This is a genomic window from Streptomyces umbrinus (genome assembly GCF_030817415.1).
GTDB lineage: Bacteria > Actinomycetota > Actinomycetes > Streptomycetales > Streptomycetaceae > Streptomyces > Streptomyces umbrinus_A.
This window is the reverse complement of the sequence record NZ_JAUSZI010000002.1, coordinates 4,488,571-4,512,445: the sequence shown is the minus strand read 5'-3', so window position 1 is coordinate 4,512,445 and position 23,875 is coordinate 4,488,571. Positions and strand designations below refer to the sequence as shown.

The following is a 23,875-nucleotide window of genomic DNA, read 5'->3' as shown; positions in this document are numbered from 1 at the left end:
CACCGACCTCGCCAGCAGCTGGATTTCCAGTTGTTCTTGGCGGGAGCCGTCCGGGGTGCCGCCGCCCAGGACCTGTTCAGCCGTGCTCGTCGCTCCGGCGAGATCGCCCAGCCGGAGCTTGACCGCCGCCAGGTTGGCCAGGTTCCGGGTGGCGGCCCCGCCCCGGTCGTCCTTCGCCCCCAAGGCGACGGCCGGTGACAGGACGGTGACCGCGGCAGTGACAAAGCCGCGGTCCGCCAGGAGCACGGCCAACTCGTTCCTGACGTCGCCAGGCAGCGAGGGGGACTTCGGGTCCCAGTGAAGACGTGAGACCACGTGCTCCAGGAGCGCGCGTGATTCCTCGTTCAGACGGAGCGCTTCGAGCAGCGACGTCAGGTAGGCGAGATCCCTGCCGAGCGTCGGCCGCCGGAGCGGATCAGGGTCTTCGCGCAGTGCCACCGCGGCCTCTGACGCGGTCAGGCGGGCCGCGACGTTTCCACGGAGGGCGCGTTCGGCGCCGGCGATGGCCTGCTGCCAGAGATCGGTCATGCCCCGTCACCTCGCAGCTGACGCTCCATGACCGCTTTCGCGGCCGTGAACTTGAGTTCGGCGACCTGGGACGGATCGAGAACCTGGCGCTTCGCCCAATCGTCGATGAGACCGAACCACGACTCCGCCGCGGCGGCGGCCGCGTCCACGGTCAACTTCTCACTGTTCGCCGCCTGTTGGGGCGCTGCGGTCGCCGGGTGGAGCACATCCATCAGATGCCCCACATCGAACTGGTCGAAGCGGCGCATGGCCTCCCCGATGGTGGCGGCGAAGAGGACGTTGGCAGAGCGGCCGGCGGTGGCCCGGTCCGGGGCCTGCTCCAGAAGGATGCCCACGACCACGGTTTCACGCGCCTCTGGAACGCCCTTGACCACCGGCCCGCCGGAGTAACCCGAGTAGTCGCCCAGGTGCTGATGCGTTGTCAGTTGCAGCGCCTGGATGACCGCACCCCCCTCGCAGAGGTACTCCGCCCTGCCGCTGTCCACCTGCCCTCCGAGATGCACCTCGGACGCCGCGGGACGGTATGGGCTGTGCCAGTCGTCCCCACCGTGAGCGACGCCGGCCTGGGGTATCGGCAGCAGGACCTCGTACGTGGCGGAGATCATGATCAGGGCCAGGTCCGCGTCCTTCTCACGGCGGCACACCTGGCCCGGAAGCCGGCTGCCGTCGGCCAGGACGATGTCCACGTGCTCGTCCAGTGAGGTGAGACCCCGCAAACAGTGAAGTGCGGTCACCACATAGCGGCGCGTCAGCAGGAAACCACCGCCGAGGCGCTGTTCGGACTGGAAGAGCTCGACCCAGTAGCCCGCGCCGGTCATGGTGTCTCCGGGGCCCGCTCCACGGTGAGAGTGACCTCGAACGACGCCTCGGCCGACGCCTTGGACAGGATGACTCCCGCCTCTGCCGCCAGGGTGAGTCCGAAGGTGACGTCCATGCTCGATACCTGCCAGCCGTCCCGGCGAGGTACCTGGGAGAGGGACCGCTGGGCGATGGCCGAGGCCTGGACGATGGCTTCCTCCAGCTCGGCGGCACGGTCACCGAGGGAGGAACTGGACCGCGTACGACTGGAGATCTGGCGACTGCCGGCTGCGTCCAGAGGCACCGTCTCGACCCGAACTTCGGGCATGTGTCTCCCTGTTGGTGAGGCGCGGGTGGCACTGGTTCTCAGTCCCGTCGGAAGCGTAGCGAGCGACATGCCGAGCTCGCGACCCGTTCGGCACCTGCAAGATCCGGTCGGCGGGGCCCGGGAGGTCGTTGATCTGACGCAGGCGAAAGGCCAGTGGTCCATCAGCGATCAACCACTGGTCTGCTCGTCCCGGCGGCAGTACTCCGGGTCACGGCGGGCAAGAGGACACAGCTCACCGCTTCTACGAACGGCCTTCTAGGGCGCGGGTGCCGCCCGCCGGTGACCGAACAGCGGCGTGGCGTCGGCCGTCGCGGCCATACTGGTGGACCTGTCGCAGCGGGGGAGGCGTGCAGCACATGGGGTCCGGGACAGACCTGCCGGAGCGTATCGGCGTATACACCGTGGAACGGCGGTTGGGTGCGGGCGGCATGGGCACGGTCTACCTGGCCCGATCGCGTGGTGGCCGTGCTGTGGCCGTCAAGGTGGTACGCCCAGAGTTGGCCGCTGACCGGCAATTTCGTGAACGGTTCCGTGCCGAGGTGGATGCCGCCCGCAGAGTCGGCGGTTTCCACACAGCCCCGGTCGTGGGCGCCGACCCGGACGCGGAGACCCCGTGGCTGGCTACGGCGTACATCCCGGGTCCCACTCTGTCCGGGCTGCTCGCGGACCAAGGGCCGATGGGCGAACACCGTCTGAGGCTGTTGGGCGCCGCCCTGGCGGAAGCGCTGCAGGCCATCCACGGTTGCGGCCTCGTGCACCGCGACCTGAAGCCCGGAAACATCGTCATGGCCGAGGACGGTCCCCGGGTCCTCGACTTCGGCATCGCACGGGCGCTGGAGTCCACCCGGCTCACCGCTACCGGAGCTGCCTTCGGCACGCCCGGCTTCCTGGCCCCCGAGCAGGCGCAGGGCCTTGAAGTCAGCGGCGCCGCCGATGTGTTCGCACTCGGCGCGGTACTGGTTGCGGCGGCGGGCGGCAGCGCGTTCGGCACGGGCACGCCCATAGGGCTGATGTACCGCTCCGTGCACGAGCCCGCGGACCTGTCCGCCGTGCCGGAGGACTTGCGCTCCCTGGCAGCCGACTGTCTGTCCAAGGACCCGGCCCACCGGCCCACACCTGAGAGGCTCCTGGAGCTTTTCCTGCCTGGCCCGGCGACGTACACCCCCACTCTGGTCCCCCCAGGGACGGAGGCACCGACCCTGCCCGAGGATTCCCGGCCTCAAGCCGGGGAGGAAAGCGGTACGGACAGTCCTGAGACCGTCCTCATCGCTGCGGCCGGCCCGAGTGATGGTGGGACGCACGGCGACGCACTGACTCTCGGCTCCGGCAGCCAGGACATCCTGCCTGCCCGGGATGAGATCGGCACCGCCGGCCCACGTCGGCCCACCGGAGGCAAGCGTTCGCGTAGGCGCATCCTGATCATGGTGCTCGTGGCCACGGCCGCGACGGGCGCGCTCGTCGGCGGCGCCGTCTACCTCACGCAGCAGGGCGACCACACCGACGCTCCTTCCGCCTCCCCGTCGGGATCCCGGCAAGGATCTTCACCCTCGCCGGAACCCACCCCCGCGAACAGCGGGGGCACCGGCGTGCCCAAGGACGAGGTCACGGTGCTGATCAGCGGCGAGGACGGGCGGAGCTGGGTCTCGGCCAAGGACGCCGATGGCCAACTCCTGTTCGACGGAGTGCTCAACAAGGGCGAGACCAAGACCTTCACGGACAAGGAACGCATCGACCTCGTACTCGGCGATGCGGCCGCGGTCGGGCTCGTTGTCAACGGAAGGAAGGTCCGAAATGATTCTCCGCCCGGCCAGGTCGAGCGTCTGACTTACACGAGGAACGACTAGCGACCAGTCGCGTCGTTCGGCCGGACGACGCGACTGGTCTGTCGCAGGCCCGCGCGGCTCCCTGGTCGGACATTCCGGTCCCGTCGCTGGATCCCTGCTGGATCGCGTCCCGAGAACAGCGATATCCCCAGGTCATTGAACCGGCGCCAATATTCCGCTTCAACGTTCAGTTTCGCTTGGGATCGCCCCTGGTCTGCATTTGTGCAGGTCAGGGGGCTATTTGCTGCCTGGGTTCGCGCGTTGCGGCGGAACGTTCAAGGGCTGGGTCCACGAGATGCAGCAAGGTGTTTGCGCAGGTCAGGTTGGTGCCGTCCGGTAGTTGAATCCGGGCGGGGGTTCCGGTTGCTGGATTTTTGCCGGTTCGGTCGGGGTGGCCGGGAGGGGCCGGGTGGGCGGCAGTTTGGAGTCCCCCGATACCTGGGTCGGCCTTCGGCGGGTGCTCAGGTGCGGGCTGCGTCGGGGCGCACGGGGCTTTTGTCGTACAGGGCTGGGCGCGAGGGCAGGCCCGGGTTCCGCATCCGGTTGCGATGGCTTCGTGCATGCCGGGCGACTTGAACCTTATGCCCCGAACTCCGGCGTCCTTTGCACCCTGTTGTCGGGGACCTTCTCCAACTGCTTGGCCTCTTCTGGATCCGGCTCCGACGCGAGTATCTTCTCCGCGCGCTGGTCGATGGTGCGGGTGAGGGCGATCTGGGCCAGCCCGAAGACCACGGCACAGGCCACGACGTCGCGCCAGGATTCAGGAGCCTCGATCATCGGCAGCCATTCGGTGCCCACCAGAAGGAGCCCGATCACGGCAGTGAGTGCCCCGATGGGGAGCTTGATGAGTTCTTGGTAGAAGGGCAGGTTGTAGGGGTTCCAACTGCCGCCCATCTTCTGCAGCCGCCTGAGGGGCCACGAAGTTTCCGGACAGGTACCCAATAGGGTTGTCCTGAACAAGGAAACGAGGAAGAAGTGGCGCCACCCAGTAAGTACTCGCCGGAGTTCCGCGAGGAAGCCGTCCAGATCGCGTTGAGGTCGAGCAAGACGATCTCTGAAGTCGCCCGGGAGCTTGAGCTGAACTCGGAGACGCTACGCGGCTGGGTGAAGAAGCACCAGAAGCAGCAGGAACCGGCCCCCGATGCGGAACTGACGGTGAACGAGCGGGCGCGCCTGAAGGAACTCGAACGACGCAACCGCGAGCTGGAGATGGAAGTTACCTTCCTGAAAAAAGCCGCAGCGTACTTCGCGAAGGATCCCCGGTAGCAAGCAAGTACGAGTTCATCGACGAGATGCGGCTCGACACCGAGGAGTACGCCTACAGCGTCGAGTTCATGTGCGGCCGACTCGGCGTGTCCAGGTCCGGCTACTACGACTGGCGATCCCGCCCGGAATCCGCAACGGCCCAGCGGCGCGAAGAATTGAAACTGCTCATCAAGAAAGCCTTCGACATATCCGACAGCACCTACGGGCACCGGCGCATCCAGGCTCAACTGGATCGCTGGGGCGTCGCCGCGGGCATGGAGCTGGTCCGCTGCCTCATGCGTGAACTGGGCCTGGTGCCCTGCCAGCCAAGGCCGAAGAGGTTCGGCCTCACCCAGGCCGCAGCCGGCCAGGTACCGGATCTGGTGGGCCGTGACTTCACCGCAGATGCGCCTGGCGAAAAGCTCGTCGGTGACATCACCTACATCACGACCGGGGAAGGCTGGCTGTACCTCGCGACGGTCATCGACTGCTGCACGAAGGAAGTTATCGGTTACGCGATGGACGACCACTACCAAACCTCGCTGATATCCAGGGCGATCCGCAACGCGGCACGGAACAGAAGCCTCTCGGCGGGAGCGATATTTCACTCGGACCGCGGAAGCAACTACATGTCAGCCGAGTTCGGGAAGACGCTCAACCGGTTCGGACTGCGCAGGTCTTCCGGCCGTACCGGGATCTGTTTCGACAATGCCATGGCCGAATCGTTCTTCGGCGTGTTGAAGAACGAGCGCGTATCTCGGGTCACTTACCTGACCCGAGAGGCTGCCCGGCAGGACATCACTCGGTACATTGAATTCTGGTACAATCGCAAACGCCTCCACTCGGCGGTGGGTTACCGCCCTCCACGTGAAGTCCACGCCGAGTACGAAAAGTTGCGAATCGCCGCGTGAAATAGACAGTCAGACGCCTGTCCGGAAAGCACGTGGCCCCTCAGCCCCACCACATGAGTGGCCGCACCGAGCATGCCCAGAAGCATGACCAACCCGACTTCACGGAGGCCGGGGTCTGCCCCGCCGGGGCAGCCGCTCGTGCAGACGGGGATCGCTCCCGCATTGCGCCAGGCCACCACGACGGTCACCACAAGCAGTAGCGTCAGCACGCTGCCTGCTCGGATGAGTCGATTGCGGAAGTTGCGGCTACGCACGGCTCGTTCCTCCTGGACCGCGTAGGCCGCCTCCAGGAGGGCCGCGACAGCCCAAGGCACACGATTGTCCTGTGGCTTGCCCTTCTGTTTCAGCTGCTCGACGAGGGCAAGGCGGGGATCCATCTGGCAGAGCGGGCCTGCCAGGGCGAGCACCGCGTCGATCCGGGTCCACGCCCGGACGGGTTGGGACAGCGTGATGATCGCGACCTCGGCGGCGTGCAAGCATGAAAGGGTGCCTTCGTATGCCTGGCCGTTCCACCAACTGCCGAGCCTCCAGCTCGTTTTCTGGCTCTCGGCGGCCTGCTGCATGTGACGCTCGGCCGCGTCGAGGAGACAGTTCACGCCCGCCTTCAGCTCCGCTTGCCGGACCCCGTTGTGACACAGGCGATCAGGTTGCCCGCACGTGGCCTTGAGCTCGTATCGCAGTACACATAAACGTGTTTGCGCACGATGCAGCCACGTATTGGACCTGAGATGAGGAGGTCCTGCGGCAGCGGATGCCGATGAGGTGCCCTGTGCGGCAGTCCGTGTTGCTGCTCGGCGGGCGTGGGTTCTGTTCCGCCAGCCTTGGCGGCCTTGGGCGTTCATGATTTCCCCCGTTCCGTTGGCGGGGTCAGGGTGGCGGGCCCGCCCCGCCCTGCGAGGGGTGATAGCGGTTCAGCCACTGCCGGAAGTCCCAAGTGGCCAGGAACTGCTGTGCGGCGCTGCGGCCGTTGGTGTACAGCGTCTCGACCTGCTCCTGGGCAATGCGGAAGTCGGTCGACCGGACCTTGTCGGTGTCGACGAAGATGGTGCGGTCCTGCACGTGGCTCTGATCCACGTGGATCCGGTCGTGGGCGCTGGTCATGGTGGAGACCAGCCGCCTCGCCAACTCCACGGGATTTCGGGCCGGTTGCCATCCCTGGCTGGGAGTCCGCCGCATCGAGAGTTTGATGCCGATGGTCGGCCAGCGGGGCGGTGTCGAGTCCCGCCGGTCGAACAGGTCGACGGGGAAGTTGGACAGCAGGCCGCCGTCGACGAGCATCAGTCGTTGCGACTCCTGTGACGGGCCGGTACGGAACCTCACCGGCCGGAAGTAGAAGGGGATCGAGGCGGAGGCACGCACTGCGTCGGCGACCTTCGCGGTGTCGGGATCCACCCCACACAACGCCTGGTAGTCCTCGGGCAGGTGCAGCTCAAGCCCCCGGCTTATGTCGCTCACGACGACGGCCAGCTTGTAGGGCGGCGTGCCGGTATCGTCTCCTTCCTCCTGGCGGCGCAGTTGCTGGAAGGTGATGACGTTCTTGTCCGCCAGTCGCTCTTCGATCCAGGCATGCAGAGCATCGCCCTTGAAGACACCGTTGTGCAGCAGCACGGCCAATGCCGCCCCGACCTTCCCGAAATGACGCGCCGGCCCGTCCTGGAGCGAGGCGAAGTCCAGGCTCCGCATCTCCTGCTCCAACTCCGGGACGGTGTACCCGGCCGCCAGCAGTGCCGCGACGATGGCTCCCGCCGACGTACCGGCCACACGCTGCACGGTATGTGCCGCGCAGAGCTCCCTCAGCGCACCGACGAGAGCGATGCCTTTGACGCCGCCCCCCTCCAGAACCACGTCCACGTTCGTCCTGGTCGAAGCGCCGGTTACAGCGTTGCCGTCCATGATGATCGCCCCCGTAGCCGATGGGCGAGTCCGTCGATACGTCCTGCTCCATCACGCTTCCTGAAGCATGCTCCGGAAAGCGAACAACGTCCACCGCGACGGCACAGACATAATCCGCCCTCTACGGCGGAGCCGAGGGACAGTCGGCGTAGCGCACTCGCGAAGACGGCGCGGTTCGGCTTGCACTGGCCGGGCTGCGTAGCAGTAGGCGCTGCGACCCGATGTGCAACGGCGGGATTCACGCGGGAGCGGATGAGGACAGTGGCTGGGCTCGTTGTCTGCCATTCCGCGAACGTCGTTCTGATAGGGGTCTGTTGCAGACAATTGTGGCGAACTGTCGTCTGTGCTTCAGTGAGTCCAGGGAGCGCGAGCGCACAGGGCGTGGGGACGGGGCGGCGGCTCAGGTGGCGGATCAGCAGGTGATGGTGGGGCGGGAGCGGGAGCGCCTGCTGTTGGACGGCCTGCTGATCGCGGTCGCAGAGCGCGGTGCCGCGCTCGTGCTGCGGGGTGAGCCGGGAATGGGCAAGACCGCGCTGCTGAACTACGCAAGCGTCGGAGCCTCTGCCCGCGGCGCACGCGTGGTGCGGTTGTGCGGCGTCGAGTCGGAGTCGGTGCTGCCCTTTGCGGCGCTCGCCGATCTGATGACCCCCTTCCGCGTGGGGCTGGCGGACCTGCCGGAGGCCCAGCGCTCCGCGCTGGACGTGTGCCTGGCCTTGGCGGCCGGCCCGCCCCCGAACTCCCTCGCCGTCTGCGCGGGAACGCTGAACGTACTCGCGGCGGCCGCGGATGCCACCCCCCTGGTCGTGCTCGTGGACGACTTGCAGTGGGTGGACGCCTCGTCGCGGCAGGTGCTGCTCTTCGTGGCGCGGCGGCTGTCCAGCGAACGGGTGGCCATGGTGCTGGCCGTCCGGTCCGACGCCCCTGAGCCGACCGCCTCGGGGCTGCCGGGCGTCGACTTGGCCGGCCTCCCCGCCGACGTGTGTGCCGAGCTGTTGGCGGGCCGGGGCGTCGCTCCGTCGCCCCAGGTGCTGGCCGACCTGGTACGCGCCACCGGGGGCAACCCGCTGGCGCTGCTGGAGACGGCGGCGGGTCTGAGCGCGGGCCAATTATCAGGGATGCGGCCCATGCCGGAACTTCTTCCCATGGGACAGCAGCTCCACCGCGCGTGGACGGCCCGGCTGGACATGCTGCCGGAGCGCACCCGACGGGCGCTGGCCCTGCTCGCGGCGGGACGCTCCGCAGCCCCCGACGTACTGGCCAGGGCCTTCGCCTCGGTCGGTCTGTCTCCGGCGGATGTCGACCCGGCGCATGCCGCGGGCCTTGTGACGGTGACGGGCAAGGCCCTGGACCTGCGCCACCCGTTGCTGCGTCTGGTGGTGCTGGAAGGCCTCACTCCATCGGCCCGGCTCGACGTCTACCGGGTGCTGGCCGGGGCGTCCACCGGCGAGGTGCGGGTCTGGTACCGGGCCGCGGCGGCCTCCGGGCCGGACGAGGAGGTCGCTGCGGCACTGGACGCGGCAGCCGACCGGGCGCGGGAGCGCAGCGGATTCGGGGTGGCGGCGCGGGCGTTGCGGCGGGCAGCGGAGCTGACCTCGGACCGCCGACTCCGGGTGGAGCGGTTGCTGCGGGCTGCCGTGGATGCGCACCTGGGTGGACTGCCGCACGATGCCGCGGCGTGGTGCGACGCCGCCGCTGCGGAGACCACCGATCCGCTGCTGCGCGCGGACATAGCGCTGGTCCGCGGTCGTGTGCTGATCTGGATCGGACAGGTTGCGCGTGCCCACGATCAACTGCTCGACGCTGCCGATGCCGTCCGCACCATCGATCCGGCCCGGGCAGGCACACTCCTCGCCGAGGCGGCCTTGTCCGCGGCCATGTCCGGGAAGGGCAGCCTGGCTCTGAGGGATGCGGAAGAGGCCGCCCAGCTGGCGGCAGCCCCACCGTCGATGCGGGCCCCTGCCTCACCCTCTGACGGCCGACACCCCGCCGCGTCCGCCGGGCCTTCGGGGCCGGCGGTTCCGGACGGGCATGGCTCGGTGGAGGCACCGTCCGCGTTGGCGGGGCCCGGCGAAGGCGCCGAGCTGCCCCTGGAGATCTCCGCCTGCGCCTCGTTCGCTCTGGCCCTCACCGGGCAGGTGACAGCCGCCCGTCGGTGGCTGGAGTCGGCACGTACGGCTCTGGAATCGGCGGATGCCGTGGACACGCAGCAAACGCTCGTGCTGATCGGCCGGGTGTGCGGATGGCTGGAGGACGACGACACCGCCCGCAGGGTGCTCACCTCCGCGATCAACGCAGCGCGCCGGTCCGGGGCCCCAGCCACGCTCGCGTACGCCCTCGGCGCACGCGGCGAGCTGGATCGCTGGGCCGGGCTGTGGTCCGCTGCCTACGCCGACGCGACCGAGGCGCTGCGCTGGGCGGAGGAACTGCGCCAGATGGGCGCGATCGGCTACAGCCTGCTGAGCCTGGCCCGCCTCGACGCGGCCCGGGGCGAACGGGCGCTGTGTGAGGAACGCATCGAACGGACCCGGCGTGAGGTCGGACCGCTGGGCATCGGTTCCCTGGAGGTCTACGGATCCGGCACCCTCGGTCTGGTCGCGCTGGGCCACGGCGAACACAGCGTCGCCGTCGCGTATCTCGAACACGCTCGCGCGCTGGCCGCCGACGGTGGCCTCGGCAATCCCGTCATCGTGCCGTTCGCCGCCGACCTCGTCGAGGCCCACCTGCGCACCGGCGACCGCGACCGGGCCGAGACCGTCCTGGCGTGGTTGGAGGAGCGCGCCCGGTCCACCGGTCTGGCCTGGCCGGCCGCAGCCGCCGGGCGTGGCCGAGTGCTGCTCGCCGGCGACGGTGACGAGGCCGAGGCTTGCTACGCGGTGGCCGAAGTCGCGCACCGGCGTAGGGAGATGCCGTTCGAGGCCGCCCGCACCCAGCTGTGCCTGGGCGAGGTGTTGCGCCGTTGCCGCCGCCCGGCGGCGGCCCGGCTGCCCCTGCTGGCGGCTCACGCGACGTTCCAGTCGCTGGGCGCCCGGCCGTGGACGGCCAGGGCCGCGGTAGAGCTGGCCGCCGCGGGTGAGCGCCCGACGCCCGGTACTTCGGCCCCCGCGTTCGACCGGCTCACGCCGCAGGAGTTACAGGTCGCGCGGACCATCGCCGACGGGATGAACAACGTCGAGACGGCGGCCGCGCTGTTCATCTCGCACAAGACGGTCGAGGCCCACCTGACCCGCGTCTATCGCAAACTGGGCGTCCGCTCCCGCACCGAACTCACCCGCATCCTGATGTCCCACGGCCTGGTTCCTGCCCCGCCCGGCTAGCCGGATCGTTTCCGGCTCCTCCAGCACCGGGCGCCGCAGTCGGCGCCCATGATCGGGTGGACACGGCCTGGACCGCTACGCCGGGTCCGAGGGTTTTCCCCGATGCGCCCGTCGGCCGTCCCCGGTTGCCTGGGCGGCAGGCCGGGGAGTCCGGCTCTCACGAGGGGGAGGATCGCCGTGCCCGTTGATCTCACTGTTCCGCTGTCCTGGAAGGGCGCATCCGGCGACGCCGACGCGATGCTGGACGACCTGCAGTCGAACATCCTCAAGCCCTGCGTCCGGGAACACCTGCACATACTGCTGCTGGGGTTTACCGACAGCCCGGAGGGTGCCGCGGAGGCGCGGGCGTTCCTGAATGCGCTCGCATCAAAGGTGAAGCCGGTGCGCACGCACCTGCGCGAGGTGGACACGTTCAAGTCGGGCGGCGTCGGCGGCACGCCCTACGTCGGCGTGGGGCTGACACATGCCGGCTACGGCAAGCTGGGGCTGTCGGCCCAGGCGCCCGCCGACCCGTCGTTCAGGCGGGGGATGCGGGACGCGCAGACCCAGCAGGACCTCAGCGACCCGGCCGTCCCGGAGTGGGAGGAGCCGTACCGCGAGGAGATCCATGCGGTTGTGCTTGTCGGCGATGCCTCCGCCACCGCGGCGACGGCCGAGTACCAGTTGGTGAAGGCGTTGCTACCTCCCTCGGTCCGGCTGATCGGCGAGGAGACCGGTCTTGGCATGCGTAACGCGGACGGTGACGGAATCGAGCACTTCGGTTACGTCGACGGGCGCAGCCAGCCGCTGTTCCTCACCGAGGACGTCGACGACGAGCGGCGCAGCACGGACGGAACCTCCGTGTGGAACCCGGCCACCGCACTGGATCGCGTCCTGGTGGCGGATCCACCCGCGTCGGGGGAGGTCATCGGCAGCTATTTCGTGTTGCGCAAGCTGGAGCAGAACGTCCGGGTGTTCAGGCAGGCCGAGGAGGAGCTCGCCAATGAGCTGAAGCTGGTCGGCAGCGACCGCGACCGCGCGGGCGCGATGGTCGTCGGCCGTTTCCGGGACGGCACGCCGGTGACGCTGCAGAGCGCGGCCGGGCCGCACAGCCCGGTGATGAACAACTTCGACTACGCGAGCGACGATCAGGCCGTGAAGTGTCCATTCCAGGGCCACATCCGCAAGACCAACCCGCGCGGCTCGGGCGGTTTCGAACCGCCGGAGAACGAGCGCGAGCACCTGATGGCACGGCGCGGGCAGACCTACGGGGAGCGGAAGGACGATCCCGCGGGCCGTGACGTTCCGCTGAACTACCGGCCCACCGGGGGCGTCGGCCTGCTGTTCATGGCATTCAACTCCGACCTGGGCAACCAGTTCGAGTTCACGCAGCAGAGGTGGGCCAACGGCAGTGGCTTCCCGAGGGTCCCGACGGGTACCCCGGAGCCCGGCCTCGACCTCGTGATCGGCCAGGGCAGTCGTCCCGCGGCGGTATGGCCGCTCAACTGGGGCGAGCAGGGCACCGGTCCGGGGCTGGGTACCCCGGCGTTCCCGCAGGCCGTGACCATGAAGGGCGGCGAGTACTTCTTCATGCCGTTGCTCTCCTTCCTGCGCAGTCTCAGTCCAACAACAGCAAACACAGCAACAGGAATCTGACCGACGGACTCCGGCTCCACTCGATCCGACCCGAAAGGGACGTGCGATGCCGAACGTGTTCCGACCCGTGCCCGACTGGTTCTCCCACGAGAACCAGGGTGCCGGGGTCGCGGTGGCCGATCTCGACGGCGATGGCCGCAAGGACCTGCTCGTGTTCATGGTCGACGACCCGCCGGGGCAGAACCGCGGGCTGTTTCGGATCGGCCGGGGCTTGTCCGCCGACGGGACCGTCATGGGCCCCTGGACACCGTGGACCGATGTCCCCGACTGGTTCTCCCACGAGAACCAGGGCGCCGGAGTCACCCTGGCCGACCTCGACGCCAACGGCCGCCAGGACCTGGTCGTCGCCATGGTGGATGGCGCAGCGGGGCAGAACCGCGGACTGTTCCGGATCGGCCGGGGCCTGTCCGCCGACGGGACCGTGACCGGTGGCTGGACGCCCTGGACCGATGTCCCCGACTGGTTCTCCCACGAGAACCAGGGGGTGTCCGTCGCCGTGACGCCGCCGGACCCGCAGGGCGTCCGCGACCTGCTCGTTTTCATGATTGACAACGGGCCGGGGCAGAACCGGGGGCTGTACCGGATCGGCCACGGACTCGGGGCGGACGGTGCCGTGACCGGCGGCTGGACGCCGTGGCAGGACGTCCCCGACTGGTTCTCGTGGGAGAACGCGGCCTGCGGCGTCGCGGTCGCCGACCTCGACCGGGACGGTGGCCGCGACCTGATCGTCTTCCATGTCGACGACGCCGCCGACCAGAACCAGGCTTTCTACCGGATCGCCCGGGACCTTGGCCCGGACGGCCTGCCCGGCGGCGGGTGGGGAGAGTGGCGCGGCGTGCCGAACTGGTTCTCCTGGCAGAACCAGGGCGGCGGGATCGCGGTCGCGGAACTTGACGGGCGGCTGACGCTGATCGCGTCGATGGCCGACGCCCCACCGCAGCAGAACCAGGGCCTGTACGAGGTGCTGGAGCTGGAACCGGACCCGGCGCGGGAGGGGCGCTGGGAGCTGTTGCCGTTCCACTCGGGCGTCCTGGCGGTGCACGCCGCACTGCTGCCGAAGGGCGACGTGCTGTTCTTCGCCGGGTCGGGCAGCAGTGCGAAGCGGTTCGACAGCCCGCTCTTCGGCGACGAGGACGAGGGAGTCTTCACCAGCGTCGTCTGGGACCCGCCGGGCAACGCCTTCACTCACCCGGGGACCCTGCGTACGGCAGACGGCCGGCCCTTCGACATGTTCTGCGGCGGCGACGTCTTCCTCCCGGACGGCCGGATGCTGTCCGCCGGGGGCACGCTCGCCTACAACCCGTTCAAGGGCCGCAAGGACGTCGCGGTCTTCGCCCCGGGCAGCGGGAAGTGGTCGTTCGCTGCTTCGATGGCGCACGGGCGTTGGTACCCGACGCTGATCGCGCTCGGCGACGGGACGGTGCTGGCCACGACCGGACTCGACGAGTCCGGCGCGGGCCACAACCAGACACTGGAGACCTACTCGCCTGAGACGGACGACTGGCGGGAGACGGACCTGGAGCCCGGCTTCCCCGGACTGCCGCTGTACGCCCACCTGTTTCTGATGGCCGACGGCCGGGTCTTTTTCTCCGGCGGGCGGATGGACGACCCGCTCGACGTCGAGCCCGGCATACTCGACCTCGCTCACGACCCCGTTCAGGTGGTCGCGGTTCCGGACCTGCTCATGCCCGACATGCGCAACCAGTCCGCCAGCGTGATCCTCCCCCCGGCCCAGGATCAGCGGGTGATGGTCATCGGCGGTGGTCCGGTCGGCAAGCCCGACCGGACGGACGCGACGGACGCGGTCAGCGTCGTCGATCTCACCACCGGCGAGCCCCGCTACTCGGCGGCCGCGCCGCTGGGCCTGCCGCGGCTACACCTGAACGCCGTACTGCTGCCCGACCGCACGGTTTTCGTCGGCGGAGGCTCGCTGAAGCAGGAGGACGAGCCCCTGGCCCGGCACGAGGCGGAGATCTACGACCCCGCCTCGGACAGCTGGAGCCTGATGGCGGCTGCCACCGTGCCACGCCTGTACCACTCCACGGCTGTGTTGCTGCCGGACGGTCGGGTTGTCGCGGCGGGCGGTAACCCGGAGGGCGGCCAATCGGTCACCTTCGAGCCGCCGGACGAGAACGAGGAGATGCGGCTGGAGATCTTCAGCCCGCCCTACCTCTTCCGAGGAGGGCGCCCGACCATCGGCTCGGTTTCCGAAGAGTGGCAATACGGCGAGACAGTGACGGTCGTGACTCCGGACGCGGATTCCATCCGATGGGCCTCGCTGCTGCGGAACGGGGTCACGACGCACTCCTTCGACAGCAACCAGCGGCTTGTCGATCTGGTGATGGCGCGACAGGGTGGTGGGACGCTTGACGTGCGAGTGACGGAGAATCGCGACATCGCGCCGCCGGGTTGGTACATGCTCTTCCTCGTCGACGAGGAGGGTGTGCCCTCCATCGCAGAGTGGGTGCATCTGAGCTGACGGCGGCAGCAGCATGCATGTCGTGGCCAAGCTGTTCGGACCGGGTCAGTGTCCATGACCCGTCGCAACGGCAGCCCGGGCCGTTCCGCCGGTACAAGGACGTGCTGTCCACCTCGCCAACGGAGCAGTACCGGTAGGTGCTGCTCGCCGCGGCACGGCAGCATGGCCGGACCTGGGGCGGGCTCGCCCACCACGACCACCACTCCGGAATACGGGGTCCTGAGCGATCGGGCGTGGCCCGAGACCGAGGCCATCGGCGGCTGGTGGAACCGTCAGAACAACCCCGAGATCGATCTCGTCGGGGCAGACCGCGAGCCGGTGGCCCGGCAGGTGCACTTCGTCGGGTCGGTGAAGTGGCTGGAGACGCAGCCCTTCGGCCGCCATGACTACGACGCTCTGGTACGCGACATGCTCGCCGTCCCCGGAACCACGACGGACACCCCACTGGTCGCGGTCTCCCGCTGTGGGGTGTCCGATGGTCTGCCGCTCACCACGCACTGGGGGCCCGAGGACCTCGTACGGGCGTGGAGTACGGGTGTGCAGTAATGACGTGCCGTACTGATGTGGAGTACTAGCGCGGCGGGACCGGGCGGTCGTAGATGTTCTTCGGGGTCACGATTTCGGTGATCTTCTGGGCGAGGACCGAGGACGGCTCCTTGCCCTCGTAGGAGATGTCGGTGTTGAGGAGGACCACCAAGGTGGCCTTCTTCGACGGCAGGTAGACGGTCACGCTCTCGTATCCGGGGATGGAGCCGTTGTGGCCGATCCAGCCGTCGGACTCGAAGATGCCGAGGCCGTAGTTCGTGCCGGGGTAGCCGGTCGGCAGGGTCTTGAGCCGTTCCTTCTGGGTCTGCGGGCTGAGCAGTGTCCCGGTGGCGACGATCTTGGCCCAGCGGCGCAGGTCGTGCAGGTTCGAGATCATCGCCCCTGCCGCCCAGCCCCAGCTGGGGTTCCAGTCCGTGGAGTCCTCGACGTCGCCGCTCAGCGTCTGGTTGGTGTAGCCGCGCGGGTGCGGTTCGGGGAACTCGGCGTCCAGGGGGAACAGCGTGTGGCCCAGGTGGGCCGGGCGGAGCACCCGCTTGTCGATGAAGTCGACGAGGTTGTGCCCGCTGACCTTCTCGATCACCAGGCCGAGGAGGACGAGGTTGCTGTTGGAGTACTGGAACTGCTTCCCCGGCTTGAAGGTGTTCTTGTGCTTGAAGCCGTACGCGAGCACCTCCTGCGGGGTGAACGAACGGCTCGGGTCGCTCAGCAGGTCGTGCACGAAGCCCGGGTCGGCGCTGTACGGGAACAGGCCGCTGCGCATCTCGGCGAGATGACGCAGCGTGATCCGCTTGCCGCCCGGCACGCCGTGGATGTACTTGGAGATCGGGTCGTCCAGGCGGATCCGTCCGTCGTCGACGAGCTCGAGCAGCGCGGTGACCGTGAAGGTCTTGGTCTCGCTGCCGATCCGCATGTACGGGTCGGTGGTCATCGGCCGGCCGGTGGCGGTGTCGGCGACCCCGGTCGCGCGTACGTAGCTTCCCTTGCCCGGCATCCACAGTCCGACGATGACACCGGGGATGTCGGCATCCCGGCGGACGTCCGCGATGGCCTTGTCCAGCCGGGCGGTCAGCTTGGGACCGAGACCGTTCGGCGGGCACTCGTCCTTGTCATGCCGGTCGACGCCGTGCCGGCCGCCGCCGTGCTGGCCGCCGCCGTGCGGGGCGCCGCAGTGCCGGTTGCCGTCGTGCCGGTCGACGCCCGCGGCGTTGACCGCCGTGGCGGGAATCGCGGTCATCGGTGCCAGCACGGACGCCACGAGGAGCGCCGCGGTGAACAGCCGTCGGGAGGGGGTACGTCGCATGTCGGGGCGCCTCTTCCAGGTCAGGGGCTCGGACGGCAACGTCACCACCCGGACCCCGGGCGGAGGTCCCCGTCCGGTAATCGTTCCGGCGAGTCCACTCGTTCGGAGCCACCCGGGATTGCGGGGCGGCGGCACCCGCGCCGGTCAGGGTGGGGGAGCGGGCGCGGGTGAGGGCGTGGGCCGGCGTGGAGCAGGTGGCGTCGGGGGAGTGGACGGGGGAGGGGCCGGCTCGGCGAGGGTGTGGAGGATGGCTCTGCGGACCGCCGCGATCCTGGGGTCCCTGCGGTATCCGTTGTGCCGCTCCAGGGGCCAGAAGACGGGCTGGGCGCGGGTGCGGGCATGCGACCGCCCGGCGTCGGGGTCCATCGGCGCCACCCCGTCCTTCCACTCCTGGTCCACGCCGTCGACATGGGTCGGGCCGGCCAGCAGGTCGGTCTCGCGGTGGATGTTGACCCATGTCCTGAGCAGGCGAGTCCTGTCCGGGTCGCCGTCGGCCCCGTCTTCGTCCTCGTTGTGGACCAGGGCGTCGAGGGACTCGGCCGTGACATAGCCGGGGTAGTGGCGTGCGAACACGGCGCCGATCGGACTTCCCGTGGTCAACAGGCCGATCCGCGGACGCAGTTCGGGCGGGATCTGCCACAGCGCGGCCACGGCGATCACCGACCCCATGGACTGCGCGTGCAGCAGTATCCGCGTACGGCTGTCGGAGTCGAGCAGATGCTCGATGCGGTGCACGAGTTCGGGCACGGTCCGTACGGTCCAGGCCGCCGGGGCGAAAGGGTGCGCGGCGCGCGGCCAGAACACCCCGAAGGCCCAGGCGATGCCCGTGTTCCTGCGCATCTCGGGGCGGAGCGCGACGGCCCGTACCGCGAGCACCGCGACCGCCACGAGGGCGATCAGGGCGAGGGCGCCGAGGGTGGTGAGCTGCTTGACCGTGTCGTTCGTGGTCCGGCGGACGCTCGTCGTCAGGGAACCGTCGCCCACCCAGCTCGCCGGGTACAGGACGAGGACCAGGGCCACGATGAGCGAGGCCAGCGCGGCGAGGCCCTGGTCGTACCAGTTCAGGCCGTCCTCTCCCACGTTCCGTGCCCAGTTGATCTCGCTGCGGTGTTTCCTGTCCTCCTTCTCCTCCCCCGGGTGGGCCGGGGCTCCCGTCCTGCGCTTCCACAGTTTCCACAGGGCGTTGGCCCCGGCAGCGAGCCCGCCCAGCACCACCACCAGCGGGAAGGCCGCGGCGATCACCCGCACCGCCCTGGGGAGTTCGGTGGCGTACGGATCGCCGTCCGGGGTGAGCCAGCCCTGCGCCCACAGGGAGAACGCCGCCGTGTAGAGCCACCCGATGAAGCAGGCCACCACCGCGACCACGGGCCCCAACAGCCCGTACAGGGACGTCCTTCCGGCACGGTCTCGGTCCCTGAGGCACATCACCAGACAGGCGACGACCATCAGCAGCACGCCGACGCCCTGGGCGATCACGACGTCGTTGGCCTCCTCGCCCATTCCCGGCAGCATCCGGGAACTCCCGCGCGCCGCGAGCCAGTCCCGCTCGGGCAGCGCGCAGTAGAGCATGGCGGAGACCGTCACCCCGAGACACACGCCGAGGGTGGTGCGCCGGTGATTGGGCAGCCACCGCCTCGACCACGCCACACTTCTGAACCAGGGCCCGTCGGCGACCATCAGCGCCGCCAGCACCAGAATCAGCACGAACAGCACCAGCCCGACGACCGTGCCGTCCCGGCGCAGGTCGTACTGGAGCCCCGGCACGATCACCAGCATCGCGACGGTGAGCAGCCCCGCACACCGATGCTGTGAAGTGAGGCCCTCGGCCCGCCAGTTGTACTCCCAGAAACCGCGCACCTCCAGCGGCCGCCGCACCTTGCCGATCCCCCTGGCCTGCCGCTTGTCCTCCCGGTCCAGGCGCCGGTACTCCTCGCCCTCCACGGTCTTCAGGACCGGCCGGTACTCCTTCTTGGCGTCCCTCGCGCTGAACGCCATCACCGCTCCGACGAGCAGCGGCACCACGGCCGCGAGGGTCAGCCCGAGTCCCGTGCCCACGTCGCGCGCGGCCCCGACCAACGGGTTCTCCGCACCGCAGGCGGAGTGCGCGGGCGCCCCGCACTGCCACACGACCTGGTCCATGGCGGCCTGCCCGAACACGCCCACCAGCATCACCGTCAGCGACAGTCCGAGCAGCCGGGCCCCGAAGTCGTACAGCCAGCCCGACACCCTGCTGTGCCGCGGAAGTCTGGGCTGCATCCACGTCACCAGGTTGATCAGCAGAAAGGGCAGCAGGAGCAGCCACATCGCCCGGCCCGCGCCGCCGATCGTGAGCCGGTTCCAGTCGTACACCTGCCGTTCGACGACGGGCTCGGCGTCGTCCTCCTCCACCGCTCCGTACCAGCCGGCGGCCTCGTCCCCGCTGATCCGGTGGACGACCGGTGGCTCCAGCGCCTCCGTGCGGTCCACCGGACCGATACCGGGCACGACCAGCTCGACCAGGCGAGTCTCCCGGGCCTGTGATCCGTTGTCCATGGCAGATCACAGTGAGGGCCATGGGTGCCCGCTCACAATGCGTAAAAAGTACGAGACCGAGAGTGGTCACCGTGATTCCGCTTCGGCCGGCCACGGGGTGGGAACCGGGCCGAGCCGTCCGTACGTTGAGGGGTACACGAGGGAAGCCAGGAGGTTCTCATGGCGTACGGGCCGTACGGCGTGGCTGTTCCCGCGCCGGTGTCGCGCGGTGAGCGGGTCAAGAACGCGTCCCTGCTGGTGGGCGGCTGGGTCGCCCTGCTCTGGGTGCTCGAAGGCATCGACGTGGCGACCGGCCACGCCCTGGACACGTTCGGCATCACGCCGCGGGAGTTCGGCGAGCTGCGGGACATCGTGCCCGCCGCCTTCGTGCACTTCGGCTGGGACCATCTCGCGGCGAACAGCGTGCCGTTGCTGCTCCTCGGCTTCCTCGCCGCGCTGTCCGGGATCCGCCGCTTTCTCGCCGTCGTCACCGTGACGATCCTCGTCAGCGGCCTGGGCGTCTGGCTCACCGCGTCCGAACACTCCATAACCGCGGGCGCTTCCGGCGTCGTCTTCGGCCTCTTCGGTTATCTGCTGGTCCGCGGCTTCGTGGACCGCCGGATCGGTGACGTGGTCATAGGGCTCGTCGTCGGCGCGGTCTACGGCTCGATCCTGTGGGGAGTACTGCCGACGACGGCCGGAGTCAGCTGGCAGGGGCATCTCTTCGGCCTCATCGGCGGGGTGGCCTCGGCGTTCGTGTTCCGCCGTCCTCGCGAAGCCCGCGCATAGCGGAGGTGCCTCGGCGGACCGGGCGGGCGCTCGGCCCGTTCGTCGTCCGGCGCGACTGTCGGTCCCCCGTGGAAGGATGACCGCTCATCGCGGCGTACGGCACACAAGGGGCGTCATGGCGGAGGGTGAGGGGGCGGTCGACAGCCCCGTACCGGTGGGGCGGAGGACCCGTACGGTCGTCGGGCGGGCCGAGCGGTTGCGCGGGCTCGCACGAGGAGTGCTCGACGATCACGCGCGGGCCGTCGACCAGGTGCGTACGGCCCTCGCGCCGGTCCTCGCCGAGCTGGTCGCCCAGGAGCTGGAGGGCATCCCGGTCTCACGCCTGAAGGACGTCACCGAGGGGCGGCTCAGGCTCGGGGCGGTCGAGGCGGCGGGTCTCGGATCGGTGCGGGCCGTGTTCGACGCGAGCCGGTACGAGCTGCGGCAGATACCGGGCGTCGGAGCCCAGACCGCCGACCAGGCGCTCGCCGCCGCCCGGCAGATCGCCCGCGCTGTCGAGGAGACCGTGTCCGTACGGATCGACGTCGACCGCCCCGAACCGCGGACCACAGCCCTCGTCATCGCGCTGCGCCGGCTCGTCGAGGCCGGACCCGAACTGCGCCGGGCCGTGGACGCCGCCACGGAGCTCGACCGCAGGTTCAAGACGCTTCTCCCGGCGGCCCGTCCGGCCACCGGGCGGCTGCGGATGGCACTCACGGGCAGAGTCAGGCGTGAGAGCGCCCTCGCCGCCGTCGCGGAACTCCGCGCGCTGACGGGCGACGCGGTCGCCAAGGGCGTACCGATGCTGCTCACACAGGCATCCACCGACCTGCTGCGGGAGTCCGCGTCCGACGCCGAGGCGTGGGTGGACTTCGAGCTGCGGTCCCCGGAGTACTACAGCCAGCTCGCCGAGATCGCCGGGAGCGCGCCCGACGTCGAGGCCGCCGAGGGGTTCCTGCCGGCCGAGGTCGCGGACCGGGTGCACGCGCAGGGGCTCGACGACACGCACCGGCGGGTCTCGCTCCGCGGATACCAGTCCTTCGGCGCGCGGTTCGCGCTCGCCCAGCGCCGCGTGGTCCTCGGTGACGAGATGGGCCTCGGCAAGACCGTCCAGGCCATCGCCGTGCTCGCGCATCTCGCCGCCGACGGGCACAAGCACTTCATGGTGGTGTGCCCGGCGAGCGTACTGATCAACTGGACGCGCGAGATCCGCTCCCGCAGCACCCTGCGCGCGGTGCCCGTGCACGGACCCGACCGGCAGGACGCGTACGCCGAGTGGCGCGAGCGCGGCGGCGTCGCGGTGACCACGTTCGACGTGCTGCACAGCCTGCCGGACCCGGACCCGGACCCGGACCCGGACCCGGACCCGGACCCGGACCCGGACCCGGCGAAGGGTGCGCGGCGGGGTGCGAAGGGCCTGGCCGGGATCCCCGCCGCCGCACCCGCCGCACCCACCGTGCTCGTCGTCGACGAGGCCCACTACGTCAAGAACCCCGACGCCCGTCGCTCCCGGGCCGTCGCGCGCTGGACCGACCGGTGCGAGCGCGTCCTGTTCCTCACGGGTACGCCGATGGAGAACCGTGTCGAGGAGTTCCGCACCCTCGTCCGCTACCTCCAGCCCGAGCTGGTGCCGAAGATCCAGGGCAGCGACGCCGTCGCGGGCCCGCACACCTTCCGCAGGTCCGTCGCCCCCGCCTATCTGCGGCGCAACCAGCAGGACGTGCTCACCGAACTGCCCGCGCTCGTCCAGGTCGACGAGTGGGAGGAGTTCAGCGCCGCCGACCAGGACGCCTACCGCGAGGCCGTCGCCGCCGGGAACTTCATGGCGATGCGCAGAGCCGCGTACGCGCACGCCGAGAAGTCGGCGAAGCTCCAGCGGCTGCGCGAGCTCGTCGCGGAGGCCGCCGTGAACGACCTGAAGGTGGTCGTCTTCTCCTACTTCCGGGACGTCCTCGCCACCGTCCAACAGGTCGTCGGCGAAGGGGTGTTGGGGCCGCTGGCGGGTGGAGTGCCGGCCACCCGGCGGCAGCAGCTCGTCGACGAGTTCACGTCCGCGCCCGGGCATGCCGTGCTGCTCTGCCAGATCGAGGCCGGCGGTGTCGGACTCAACCTCCAGGCCGCATCCGTCGTGATCCTCTGCGAGCCGCAGGTCAAGCCGACCCTGGAGCACCAGGCCGTCGCCCGCGCCCACCGCATGGGCCAGGTCCGTTCGGTCCAGGTGCACCGGCTGCTCGCCACGGACAGCGTGGACGACCGGCTGTTGCGGATCCTGGAGAGCAAGTCCCGTCTCTTCGACGCGTATGCCCGGCGCAGCGATGTCGCCGAGGCGACGCCGGATGCGGTTGATGTGTCGGACGGGACGATTGCTCGGCGGATTGTGGAGGAGGAGCAGCAACGGTTGGCCGTCCCCGGCGGGGGCGCTCCGCGGGGGGAGTAGGGGGCGGATCCGTTCGTCGGCTGCTTGCCCGGTGGGGGTTGGTCGCGCAGTTCCCCACGCCCCCAAAAGATGAAAGACAGGGGCGCGGGGAACTGCGCGACCAACCCCCACCCACCCGCACCCGAGTCGCAACCCGAAACCCTACGAACGCGCGAGCCCTGTTTTCAGGCCCGCCCCGCACAGGGGTACGACAGCTGTGCGCGCCCCCAGCGCCCCCTCCCGTACAGCCGCCCAGCAGGCCACACCCGTCGATTCCACGTACAGGCCCTGTGAGGCCAGGTCTCTCTGGGCGTGGCGGAGTTGGTCCTCCGTGACGGTGAGGAAGGTGCCGCCGGACTCCCGGACCGTGCGCAGGATCTGCCGGGCCCGGGGCGGCCGGGGGATGGCGATGCCCTCGGCGAACGTGGGGGCCGCCGGGGTGACCCCGACCAGCTCGTCGGCGCCCTCGTGCCAGGCGTGGGCGAGCGGGGCGACGGCGGCGGACTGGACCGCGTACAGGGCGGGCCGGCGGTCGATCATTCCCGCCGCGTGCAGCTCGGCGATCGCGAGGGACGCGCCGAGCAGGAGCGTCCCGTTGCCGACGGGGACGACGATCACGTCGGGGAGCCGGCCGCCGAGGTCTTCCCACACCTCGTGGACGTACGTCTTCGTGCCGTGCAGGAAGTACGGGTTGAAGACGTGCGAGGCGTAGAACGTGCCGTCCTCGTCCGCCGCCTCCCGGGCCGCCCGTGCGGCCGCCTCCCGGTCGCCCGGGACGACTTCGAGGCGGGCCCCGTGCGCCCCGATCTGCTCCAGCTTCTTCGCGGACGTGCCGTCGGGTACGTAGACCGTGCAGGGCAGTTGGGCCCGGGCGCAGTACGCGGCGACCGCCGTGCCCGCGTTGCCGCTGCTGTCCGCGACCACCCGGCCCGGTCGCAGCCGCAGGGCCAGCTCGGCGAGCAGGACGGCCCCGCGGTCCTTGAAGGAGAGCGTCGGCATCAGGAAGTCCAGCTTGGCCGAGACGCCGTTTTTGAGCGGGACCAGTGGGGTGCGGCCCTCGCCGAGCGACACCGACGGGGACGACAGGGGCAGGCACTCCGCGTACCGCCAGAGGGAATTCACCCTGCCCGCCAGGGACTTGAGGGAGGCGGGCGTGGGTGCGAAGTCCAGGTCGAGCGGGCCGCGGCAGACCGGACAGCACCACGCGAGCGAACCCATGGGGACGCGCGTGCCGTCCACCGGGCAGAAACAATCCGGCAAGGGAGTCATGTCGGCAGGTTAGATGCCCCGATTGGTGACGGAGTGTCATGACTGGCATATGGCACCTGCGTTACGTCCGTGCAGGGCTCTTGTGCAATTCCTGGGGAAGCCGCAATCTTT

The 23,875-nt window shown here is 69.8% G+C and carries 16 protein-coding genes; 8 read left to right on the top strand and 8 right to left on the bottom strand.

The window, feature by feature from the left end; translation table 11 throughout:
- Positions 1–524: 524 nt before the first annotated feature.
- Positions 525–1,346, bottom strand: a complete 822-nt coding sequence (locus QF035_RS19675) for a trypsin-like peptidase domain-containing protein (protein WP_307521712.1) — start codon at positions 1,344–1,346, stop codon at positions 525–527.
- On the bottom strand, positions 1,343–1,654 hold the full coding sequence (locus QF035_RS19670; protein WP_307521711.1) for a CU044_2847 family protein: 312 nt from the start codon (positions 1,652–1,654) through the stop codon (positions 1,343–1,345). The genes QF035_RS19675 and QF035_RS19670 overlap by 4 nt, the downstream gene beginning before the upstream one ends.
- A 356-nt stretch (positions 1,655–2,010) precedes the next feature.
- Between QF035_RS19670 and QF035_RS19665 the strand changes: the two genes are divergently transcribed.
- Positions 2,011–3,498, top strand: coding sequence for a RodZ domain-containing protein (locus tag QF035_RS19665; RefSeq protein WP_307521709.1), 1,488 nt, complete (start codon positions 2,011–2,013; stop codon positions 3,496–3,498).
- A 558-nt stretch (positions 3,499–4,056) separates the two neighbouring features.
- Here the strand turns inward: QF035_RS19665 and QF035_RS19660 are convergent.
- Positions 4,057–4,371: a hypothetical protein gene (locus QF035_RS19660; protein WP_307521707.1), complete on the bottom strand. Its 315-nt coding sequence runs from the start codon at positions 4,369–4,371 to the stop codon at positions 4,057–4,059.
- Positions 4,372–4,452: 81 nt separating this feature from the next.
- Here QF035_RS19660 and QF035_RS19655 point away from each other — a divergent pair.
- Positions 4,453–5,633 (top strand): IS3 family transposase gene (locus QF035_RS19655; protein WP_307517772.1). Its coding sequence is split into 2 segments (ribosomal slippage): positions 4,453–4,717 and positions 4,717–5,633, totalling 1,182 coding nucleotides; the frame shifts between segments, so codons are not numbered across the junction.
- Here the strand turns inward: QF035_RS19655 and QF035_RS19650 are convergent.
- Positions 5,576–6,229: a hypothetical protein gene (locus QF035_RS19650; RefSeq protein WP_307521706.1), complete on the bottom strand. Its 654-nt coding sequence runs from the start codon at positions 6,227–6,229 to the stop codon at positions 5,576–5,578. The two genes, QF035_RS19655 and QF035_RS19650, sit on opposite strands and share 58 nt — an antisense overlap.
- 271 nt (positions 6,230–6,500) lie before the next feature.
- Positions 6,501–7,526: a patatin-like phospholipase family protein gene (locus tag QF035_RS19645; protein ID WP_307521704.1), complete on the bottom strand. Its 1,026-nt coding sequence runs from the start codon at positions 7,524–7,526 to the stop codon at positions 6,501–6,503.
- 404 nt (positions 7,527–7,930) lie between these two features.
- Between QF035_RS19645 and QF035_RS19640 the strand changes: the two genes are divergently transcribed.
- The 4 genes from QF035_RS19640 to QF035_RS19625 all read left to right on the top strand — a co-directional run bounded on the left by QF035_RS19640 (position 7,931) and on the right by QF035_RS19625 (position 15,500).
- On the top strand, positions 7,931–10,840 hold the full coding sequence (locus tag QF035_RS19640) for a helix-turn-helix transcriptional regulator (RefSeq protein ID WP_307521703.1): 2,910 nt from the start codon (positions 7,931–7,933) through the stop codon (positions 10,838–10,840).
- A 177-nt stretch (positions 10,841–11,017) separates the two neighbouring features.
- Positions 11,018–12,475, top strand: a complete 1,458-nt coding sequence (locus QF035_RS19635; protein ID WP_307521702.1) for a Dyp-type peroxidase — start codon at positions 11,018–11,020, stop codon at positions 12,473–12,475.
- 46 nt (positions 12,476–12,521) lie between these two features.
- Complete coding sequence (locus QF035_RS19630; protein ID WP_307521701.1) at positions 12,522–14,954, top strand: galactose oxidase-like domain-containing protein; 2,433 nt, start codon at positions 12,522–12,524, stop codon at positions 14,952–14,954.
- A gap of 162 nt (positions 14,955–15,116) precedes the next feature.
- Positions 15,117–15,500: a hypothetical protein gene (locus QF035_RS19625; protein WP_373466680.1), complete on the top strand. Its 384-nt coding sequence runs from the start codon at positions 15,117–15,119 to the stop codon at positions 15,498–15,500.
- A gap of 25 nt (positions 15,501–15,525) precedes the next feature.
- Here the strand turns inward: QF035_RS19625 and QF035_RS19620 are convergent, their stop codons facing one another.
- Both QF035_RS19620 and QF035_RS19615 read right to left on the bottom strand, forming a co-directional pair.
- Positions 15,526–16,800, bottom strand: coding sequence for a serine hydrolase domain-containing protein (locus tag QF035_RS19620; RefSeq protein ID WP_307521700.1), 1,275 nt, complete (start codon positions 16,798–16,800; stop codon positions 15,526–15,528).
- A 144-nt stretch (positions 16,801–16,944) separates the two neighbouring features.
- Positions 16,945–19,332: a hypothetical protein gene (locus tag QF035_RS19615; RefSeq protein WP_307521699.1), complete on the bottom strand. Its 2,388-nt coding sequence runs from the start codon at positions 19,330–19,332 to the stop codon at positions 16,945–16,947.
- A 159-nt stretch (positions 19,333–19,491) separates the two neighbouring features.
- On the opposite strand from QF035_RS19615, the gene QF035_RS19610 reads away from it, so the two are divergent.
- Both QF035_RS19610 and QF035_RS19605 read left to right on the top strand, forming a co-directional pair.
- Positions 19,492–20,100 carry a rhomboid family intramembrane serine protease gene (locus QF035_RS19610; RefSeq protein WP_307521698.1) on the top strand — a complete coding sequence of 203 codons (609 nt, stop codon included), beginning with the start codon at positions 19,492–19,494 and terminating at the stop codon, positions 20,098–20,100.
- Between the two features lie 115 nt (positions 20,101–20,215).
- On the top strand, positions 20,216–22,516 hold the full coding sequence (locus QF035_RS19605; protein WP_307521696.1) for a DEAD/DEAH box helicase: 2,301 nt from the start codon (positions 20,216–20,218) through the stop codon (positions 22,514–22,516).
- Between the two features lie 141 nt (positions 22,517–22,657).
- On the opposite strand, the gene QF035_RS19600 is transcribed toward QF035_RS19605, so the two are convergent.
- A complete protein-coding gene (locus QF035_RS19600) occupies positions 22,658–23,764 on the bottom strand; it encodes a threonine synthase (protein ID WP_307521695.1) in 1,107 nt (368 codons plus the stop codon).
- Positions 23,765–23,875: the final 111 nt, after the last annotated feature.

Bases quoted from the DNA above. Each gene is read 5' to 3' on its own strand.
- QF035_RS19620 (WP_307521700.1), bottom strand. From the start codon at position 16,800: ATGCGACGTACCCCCTCCCGACGGCTGTTCACCGCGGCGCTCCTCGTG.
- QF035_RS19675 (WP_307521712.1), bottom strand. From the start codon at position 1,346: ATGACCGGCGCGGGCTACTGGGTCGAGCTCTTCCAGTCCGAACAGCGC.
- QF035_RS19645 (WP_307521704.1), bottom strand. From the start codon at position 7,526: ATGGACGGCAACGCTGTAACCGGCGCTTCGACCAGGACGAACGTGGAC.
- QF035_RS19665 (WP_307521709.1), top strand. From the start codon at position 2,011: ATGGGGTCCGGGACAGACCTGCCGGAGCGTATCGGCGTATACACCGTG.
- QF035_RS19670 (WP_307521711.1), bottom strand. From the start codon at position 1,654: ATGCCCGAAGTTCGGGTCGAGACGGTGCCTCTGGACGCAGCCGGCAGT.
- QF035_RS19605 (WP_307521696.1), top strand. From the start codon at position 20,216: ATGGCGGAGGGTGAGGGGGCGGTCGACAGCCCCGTACCGGTGGGGCGG.
- QF035_RS19615 (WP_307521699.1), bottom strand. From the start codon at position 19,332: ATGGACAACGGATCACAGGCCCGGGAGACTCGCCTGGTCGAGCTGGTC.
- QF035_RS19630 (WP_307521701.1), top strand. From the start codon at position 12,522: ATGCCGAACGTGTTCCGACCCGTGCCCGACTGGTTCTCCCACGAGAAC.
- QF035_RS19660 (WP_307521707.1), bottom strand. From the start codon at position 4,371: ATGGGCGGCAGTTGGAACCCCTACAACCTGCCCTTCTACCAAGAACTC.
- QF035_RS19610 (WP_307521698.1), top strand. From the start codon at position 19,492: ATGGCGTACGGGCCGTACGGCGTGGCTGTTCCCGCGCCGGTGTCGCGC.
- QF035_RS19625 (WP_373466680.1), top strand. From the start codon at position 15,117: ATGGCCGGACCTGGGGCGGGCTCGCCCACCACGACCACCACTCCGGAA.
- QF035_RS19600 (WP_307521695.1), bottom strand. From the start codon at position 23,764: ATGACTCCCTTGCCGGATTGTTTCTGCCCGGTGGACGGCACGCGCGTC.